The 6326-nt window shown below is 74.2% G+C and carries 10 protein-coding genes; 4 read left to right on the top strand and 6 right to left on the bottom strand.

What is annotated here, in order from left to right:
• Both VF468_21055 and VF468_21050 read right to left on the bottom strand, forming a co-directional pair.
• Positions 1-495 (bottom strand): response regulator (locus tag VF468_21055; protein HEX5880781.1); only part of this gene is annotated, 495 nt, incomplete at its 3' end.
• Complete coding sequence (locus tag VF468_21050; protein HEX5880780.1) at positions 492-1727, bottom strand: sensor histidine kinase; 1236 nt, start codon at positions 1725-1727, stop codon at positions 492-494. The genes VF468_21055 and VF468_21050, both read right to left, overlap by 4 nt.
• A gap of 145 nt (positions 1728-1872) precedes the next feature.
• Here VF468_21050 and VF468_21045 point away from each other — a divergent pair, with 145 nt between their 5' ends.
• Positions 1873-2349 (top strand): proteasome activator, encoded by a 477-nt coding sequence (locus VF468_21045; GenBank protein HEX5880779.1) that lies wholly within the window; start codon positions 1873-1875, stop codon positions 2347-2349.
• A gap of 7 nt (positions 2350-2356) precedes the next feature.
• Here VF468_21045 and VF468_21040 read toward each other — a convergent pair whose 3' ends face one another.
• From VF468_21040 to VF468_21030, 3 genes are all read right to left on the bottom strand, one after another.
• On the bottom strand, positions 2357-2914 hold the full coding sequence (locus VF468_21040) for a multicopper oxidase domain-containing protein (GenBank protein ID HEX5880778.1): 558 nt from the start codon (positions 2912-2914) through the stop codon (positions 2357-2359).
• A 61-nt stretch (positions 2915-2975) separates the two neighbouring features.
• Positions 2976-3572 (bottom strand): hypothetical protein, encoded by a 597-nt coding sequence (locus tag VF468_21035; GenBank protein HEX5880777.1) that lies wholly within the window; start codon positions 3570-3572, stop codon positions 2976-2978.
• On the bottom strand, positions 3529-4329 hold the full coding sequence (locus tag VF468_21030) for a ParA family protein (protein ID HEX5880776.1): 801 nt from the start codon (positions 4327-4329) through the stop codon (positions 3529-3531). The genes VF468_21035 and VF468_21030 overlap by 44 nt, the downstream gene beginning before the upstream one ends.
• A 94-nt stretch (positions 4330-4423) precedes the next feature.
• Here VF468_21030 and VF468_21025 point away from each other — a divergent pair, with 94 nt between their 5' ends.
• Positions 4424-4879 (top strand): YdeI/OmpD-associated family protein, encoded by a 456-nt coding sequence (locus VF468_21025; protein ID HEX5880775.1) that lies wholly within the window; start codon positions 4424-4426, stop codon positions 4877-4879.
• Here VF468_21025 and VF468_21020 read toward each other — a convergent pair.
• Positions 4876-5286, bottom strand: coding sequence for a helix-turn-helix domain-containing protein (locus VF468_21020; protein HEX5880774.1), 411 nt, complete (start codon positions 5284-5286; stop codon positions 4876-4878). The two genes, VF468_21025 and VF468_21020, sit on opposite strands and share 4 nt — an antisense overlap.
• A 279-nt stretch (positions 5287-5565) precedes the next feature.
• Here VF468_21020 and VF468_21015 point away from each other — a divergent pair, with 279 nt between their 5' ends.
• Both VF468_21015 and VF468_21010 read left to right on the top strand, forming a co-directional pair.
• On the top strand, positions 5566-5802 hold the full coding sequence (locus VF468_21015; GenBank protein ID HEX5880773.1) for a helix-turn-helix domain-containing protein: 237 nt from the start codon (positions 5566-5568) through the stop codon (positions 5800-5802).
• A 91-nt stretch (positions 5803-5893) separates the two neighbouring features.
• A partial coding sequence (locus VF468_21010) for a glycosyltransferase (protein HEX5880772.1) occupies positions 5894-6326 on the top strand: 433 nt, incomplete at its 3' end.

The raw sequence follows: 6326 nt of genomic DNA, 5'->3' as shown, positions 1-6326 counted from the left end.
GAGGCCCGGGTCGGAGGTGATCTCCCGCGTGGCCTGGAGGCCGTCGAGCCGCGGCATGCGGATGTCCATCAGGACCACGTCGGGCCGCTGGCGCCGCGCCAGCTCGACCGCCTCGCGCCCGTCGGCCGCCTCGCCGACCACCCGGATGGCGGCCAGCAGGTCGGCCGGAGGCGTGTCCTTGAGGAGGAACCCGCTCGCCCCGGCCCGCAGCGCCTGGTAGACGTACTCGTCCAGGTCGAAGGTGGTGAGGACCAGGACGCGCACGGCGGCGGCCTGGTCGAGGGCCACGATCCTCCGGGTCGCCTCGAGCCCGTCCATGCGCGGCATGCGGATGTCCATCAGGACCACGTCGGGCAGGTCCCGGCGGGCCAGCTCGACCGCCTCCACCCCGTCCCCGGCCTCCCCGACGACCTCCAGGTCGGGCGCCGACTCGACCAGGACCCGGAATCCGGCCCGGACCAGCGTCTGATCGTCCGCCACCAGGACCCGTATCACCCGGGCACCTCCTCCACCGGCAGGGTGGCGGCGACCCGGAAGCCGCCGCCGGGCAGCGGCCCGGCCTCCAGGGTGCCGCCGTAGAGAGCGGCCCGCTCGCGCATCCCGGCGATGCCCGACCCGGCCGGCGGGTGGCCGGCCGGGTCGGAGTCTGTTGCTGGTCGGCGGGAGGCCGACTCCATGCCGTTAGAGGCCGACTCCCTGCCGTCGTCGGTGACCTCGATGACCAACTGCCCGGGCTTGTAGGCGACCCGGACGGTGGCCGCAGCCGGGCGGGCATGTTTGAGCACGTTGGTCAGCGCCTCCTGGACGATCCGGTAGGCCGACAGGTCCAGCCCGGCTGGCAGCTCGGCCGGGGTCCCCTCGATCCGGACCTCGACCCGCACCCCGGCCCTGGCCACCTCGGCGGCCAGGGTCTCCACCTCGGCCAGCCCGGGGGCCGGGGCGAGGCTGCCGCGGGGCTCGTGTTCCTGGCGCAGCACGCCGAGCAGCCGCCGCATCTCGACCAGGGCCTGGCGGCTGGTCGCCTCGACCGCGACCAGGGCCTTGCGCGCCTCCTCGGGCTGGCTGTCGAGCACGTGGACCCCGACCCCGGACTGCACGGCGATGATGCTCATGCTGTGGGCGACCACGTCGTGCAGCTCGCGGGCGATCCGCAGCCGCTCCTCGGTGACCGCCCGCCGGGCCAGCTCCTCGCGGGCCCGCTCCAGCTCCTCGGCCCGCCGCCGGGCCTCCGCGACCGCCTCCTGGCGCCGGCGGGTGCCGTCGCCCAGCCACCAGGCCGCGGCCACGATCAGGCCGTCGACCACCAGCGTCCCGGTGTCGCCGATCAACCGCGGCCTGGCCAGCCAGACCAGGAGCAGCATCGCCTCGGTGGCGGCCAGGCCGGCCAGCGAGCGGCGCCGCGGGCAGTGGGCGGCGGCCGTGTAGACGTAGACCAGGATCGCGAACGACAGCGAGACCAGGCTGAGACCGAGCGCGGCGAACGCCGCCCCCGTGACCAGCCCCCAGGCCAGCACCGGCAGGGGCCAGCGCCGCCGCACCGCGATCGGCAGGGTGTGGGCGAGCAGCAGCAGGTAGGCCGCCAAGGCCCTCGGCGATCCGGGGTCGAAGGGCAGCACCGTGGCCAGGGTGGCCACGCCGATGCCGGCCGCCACCACCGCCAGCAGGCCGTCGAGGGCCCACGGCCCGGCGGTCGGCAGCCGTCGCCGGCGGGCGTCCAGGTCGCGCATCGCTGCACCGTACCGCTCCGCGCCCCTGGCCGCGTCACCCTGGAGGCCGACCCGCCGCCTCCGCCCGGAGGTGTACGCCGGGCCGGTTCCCCGGCCGCGGGCGGGACAAGTGGCGACCGGCGCCGGGCTGCGCGAAGATGCCGGCATGACCGAGCAGCCACAGCAGTCCCAGGCCCCCGTCCCTGGCGTGGTGGTGACGGGCGAGCCAGAGCAGCAGCAGCCGACCGAGTCGATCCCCAGCCCGGCCAAGGTGATGCGCATCGGCGCCATGGTCCGGCAGCTCCTGGAGGAGGTCCGGCACGCCCCGCTGGACGAGGCCGGCCGGGACCGGATGCGCGAGATCTACGACATCTCCGTGCACGAGCTGTCCGACAGCCTCTCGCCCGATCTGGCTCAGGAGCTGAGCCGGGTCGCCCGTCCGTTCATCGGCGATGAGACCCCCAGCGAGGCCGAGCTCCGGGTTGCCCAGGCCCAGCTCGTCGGCTGGCTCGAGGGCCTCTTCCACGGCATCCAGGCGACCCTGTTCGCCCAGCAGATGACCGCCCGCAACCAGCTCGAGGAGATGCGCCGCCGCGCCATCCCCGGCCGCCCCGGCCCCGACCCCTCGGGCCAGTACCTGTAGGGAGGGCTCAGCGGGGGACCGGGCGGTCGGGGGCGACGACCGTGATGGTGCCCTTCATGCCGGCGGCCCAGTGGCCCAGGACGTGGCAGCCGTAGATGACCATGCCGGGCTCGTCGAAGGTCCAGCTGATGCGGCGGGTCGCTCCCGGCGGGACGGTGAGGGCGCCGGCGGTGGGGCCGTGGGCGTGGACGTGGCCCCCGGGCGGGGCCTGCATGCGGCGTTCGTGGGCGAGCTGGGTGGTGCGGTCACCGAGGATGAACTCATGGGGGAGCCTGCCGACGTTGGAGACGACGAAGGTGACCCGGCGGCCGGCCCGGACGATGATGGCGGCGGGCCGGTAGCGGAAGCGGTCGTTCATCACCACCCGCACGGGGCCGCCGGTCGCCCAGGTCGGCCTGGGCGGGCGCGGCGTGGCCCGCGGCGCCGGGGCCGGCCGGCCGGCCCGGCCGTCGCGACCGGGCCGCCCGGCGCCCGCACCGGCCAGGTCGGGGAGGGAGCAGGCCGAGGCGAGCAGGACGACGCCGGCCAGCAGGGTGGCGAACGGGAGAGCGGAGCGGCCGGGCATCGCCCGAACCATCGCAACCCGGCCTAACGACCGGGTAACCGGGGCCGCCGAGGCCGTGGCGTCAGGAGTCCCGGGACGGGAACGGCTGGCCCTGGTTGTGGGTGATGCTGAGGCGGGCCAGCTCGACCCGGAGGGCGCGCTCGGCGAGGGCGGTCAGGGTGGTCCGGTCGGCCGTCCCGGCCAGGTGGGCGACGGCGTCCCGGGCCGTCTCGACCAGGTCGGCGGGGAGCCGGAAGCTGACCCGGGTCTTGGCCGGTGGGGTCGGGGCCGGCGCCGGAAGCTCCTCGGCCGGCGGCGGCCCGTCGAGCGGGTTCCAGACCTCCAGGTGCCGGCCGCCGGCGCGGGGCCGCGCCGCCGCGGCCCGCCGGCCCACCGGCGCCGGAGGCCCGGGCAGCAGGTCGTCCAGCCCGGCGACCCCGTGCGGCCCGGGCAGCAGGTCGTCGAGGGCGTTGGGCCCGGCCCGGCGGTCGCGGGCGCGACGCCGAACCGGCCCCGGCGGGTCGGGAACCGGCTCCAGCCGCGCCCGCCGCGGCCGAGGCGCCGGCTCGCCCAGGTCGTGGCCCCAGGCCGGCGCCTCGTCTCCGGAGGTGTCCCAAGCCGGACCGGGTAGCAGGTCATCGAGCGCGTTGTAGGCGCCCATCCGCTTGGGTCTGGCCATCCGCGGCACTCCTCGCGTCGAACTCTGCCGCGGCGGTCCGGTAGTCGTCCGCCACGGAGCTGTCAGGGGCGTAGATGGTGACCGGGAGGCGGTGCCCTGGGGCCTCGGCGACCCGCACGCTCTCGCGGATCATGGTCTGCATGACCACGTCCCCGAACCGCTCGCGCAGGCTCTCCACGATCTCCCTGGACAGGGCCGTGCGCTTGTCGACCTGCGAGGGCAGCACCGCCGACAGCCGCAGGCGGCGGTTGAGCCGGAGCTTGACGGTGTCGATCGTCTGGTTGAGCGCGACCAGGCCGGCCAGCGGCATGACCCGGGTCTGGACGGGGATGAGGACCTCGTCGCAGGCGGCCAGGGCGGAGTAGCAGAGGAGCCCGAGCGCCGGCGGGCAGTCCATCAGGATGTAGTCCCAGCCGTCGGGGGGAAGCTCGTCCACCGCCTGGCGCAGGATCATCTCGGCCCCGGCCTGGGTGGTGGCGTTGCGCTCGGCCCTCGTCATCCAGGACGACGACGGCACCAGGTCGAGGTTGTCGACGCCGGTGCCGCGGACCGCCTTCTCGAGCGGGGCCCCGTTCTCGAACACCTCGTAGAGGGCGCGGGCGTCGACGGTGCCAAGCCAGGTGCTCGCGTTGGCCTGCGGGTCCAGGTCGATCACGAGCACGCGCCGGCCCTGCTCGGCCAGGGCGGCGCCGAGGTTGACCACCGTCGTCGTCTTCCCAACGCCGCCTTTCTGGTTGGCGACGGCGACTCGCCGCATGTGCACCACCTGTGGATAGGCGTTGTGAGCTGGCGGAAGGGTACAACACGGATCCTGCCGCGTCGGGGAGGTTGCGAAGGTTTACGATCTCGCCATGGCGACCCACCGTTTCGAGACCGAGCTGGAGGCCGAGGGCAGCGGCGTGTTCATCCAGGTCCCGCTGGACGTGCCGGCCGTCTTCGGCAAGGCCCGGGCCCCGGTCAGGGGCACCATCAACGGCCAGCCGTTCCGCAGCACCGTGGCCGTCTACGGCGGCCGCTACTACCTGCCCGTCAACCGGGCCCTGCGGGACGCCGCCGGGGTCGCGGCCGGCGACGCCGTCGTGATCGAGCTGGAGCCCGACGACGAGCCCCGCACCGTCGACCCTCCGGCCGACCTGGCCGGCGCCCTGGCCGCCGACCCCGGGGCCAAGGCCGCCTTCGACGGCCTCTCCTACACCCACCAGCGCGAGTACGCCGAGTGGGTGGCCGAGGCCAAGCGGGAGACGACCCGCCGCCGCCGGGTCGAGCAGGCCGTGCGGATGGTCAAGGACGGCCGCCGCCACCCCTAAGGGTGCGCTTGGGTGGATCGTTCAAGAGGTATCCCGTTGCGCGTGCGCGCCTCCACCACGAGCCCGCCGTTCGCCTTGGCCCAGTCGGTCAGGGCCGCCACCGGCTCACGCAGGCTGAAGCCCAGGGGCGACAGCGAGTACTCGACCCGGGGCGGCACCTCGGGGAAGATGCGCCGCTCGACCAGGCCGGCCCGCTCCAGCTCGCGCAGGGTCCGGGTGAGCATCTTGCCGGAGATGCCGCCGATCTGGTGGCGCAGCCAGGAGTGGCGCTTGGGCCCGTCGACCAGGCAGCCGGCGACCAGCACGGCCCACTTGTCGGCGATCAGGGTGAGGGCGGCCCGGGACGGACAGCGGGCGCTGTACACGTCCGCCGGCCGCTGGTGGGCCTGTCCCGGAATGTGAGACATGCGATGAGCATACCGCGTACCACAAGGGTTGCTGAACTTCCCTTGGTAACTTATGGTGCCCTTGGGAACGCAATAGCCCCTAAGTCGTCGCGGAGCCCAGAAGGTACGCGGCGGTGTACCGGAGGGAGGGGCTAATGGTGGTCATCAAGGTCCAGCAGGCTCCAGCCGAGCATGCCGAGTACAGAACTACCGGATGCGCAGGAGCTTCGCCGCTGCCGGCTCGACACACCATGAGCGACAGCAGGTCCGGTCCGGACCATGACCGTATGAGGGAGTCCAATGCGCCAGCCCAAACCCAGTGAGCCCAAGCACCTGACCGCGTCGCAGGCGGCGGCCCTGCTGCAGGTGTCTCCGAAGACCGTCTCCCGTTGGGCCAAGGAGGGCAAGCTGCCCTTCGTCCGCACCCTTGGCGGGCACCGCCGGTACCCGGACAGCGAGATCCGGGCGCTGGTCGACAGCCTGTCCGAGCGGCCGACCACCGACGGGGACCAGAGCCCCGGCACCCGCTCGGCGTAGCCACCGTCGCGGGGCCTGGCAGGACCGGGGGGTCGGTCAGCCCTGCCCCGATCCCTCGTTTGCTGCGCGATTGTCGTGGAAGTCCGTGGTCATGCGTATCGCCCTGATCGCTCCGCCCTGGTACACGATCCCGCCCAGCGGCTACGGCGGCATCGAGTGGGTGGTCGCGCTGCTGGCCGACGGGCTGACCGACCGTGGCCACGACGTCACCCTGTTCGCCGCCCCGGGGTCCGGAACCAAGGCCCGGCTGGTCTCGCCCCTCGACGAGGCGCCGCCACCCGAGGCCATCGGCGACCCGTGGTACGAGGCCAGCCACGTCGTCTCGGTCTACGACCACGGCGACGAGTTCGACATCCTCCACGACCACACCGGCCCGGTGGGGGTGGCCGTCGGCGCCCTCAGCAACTGCCCGACCATCCACACCCTGCACGGGCCCTTCACCGAGCAGGCGCACATGCTCTACAGCCGGGTGGCGCGCCAGCACTGGTTCGTGGCCATCTCCGAGAGCCAGCGGTCCATGGCCC

Source organism: Actinomycetota bacterium, assembly GCA_036280995.1.
Taxonomy (GTDB): Bacteria; Actinomycetota; CALGFH01; order CALGFH01; family CALGFH01; genus CALGFH01.
Note: the sequence above shows the minus strand (reverse complement) of the source record. Positions and strands in the feature narration are given on the sequence as shown.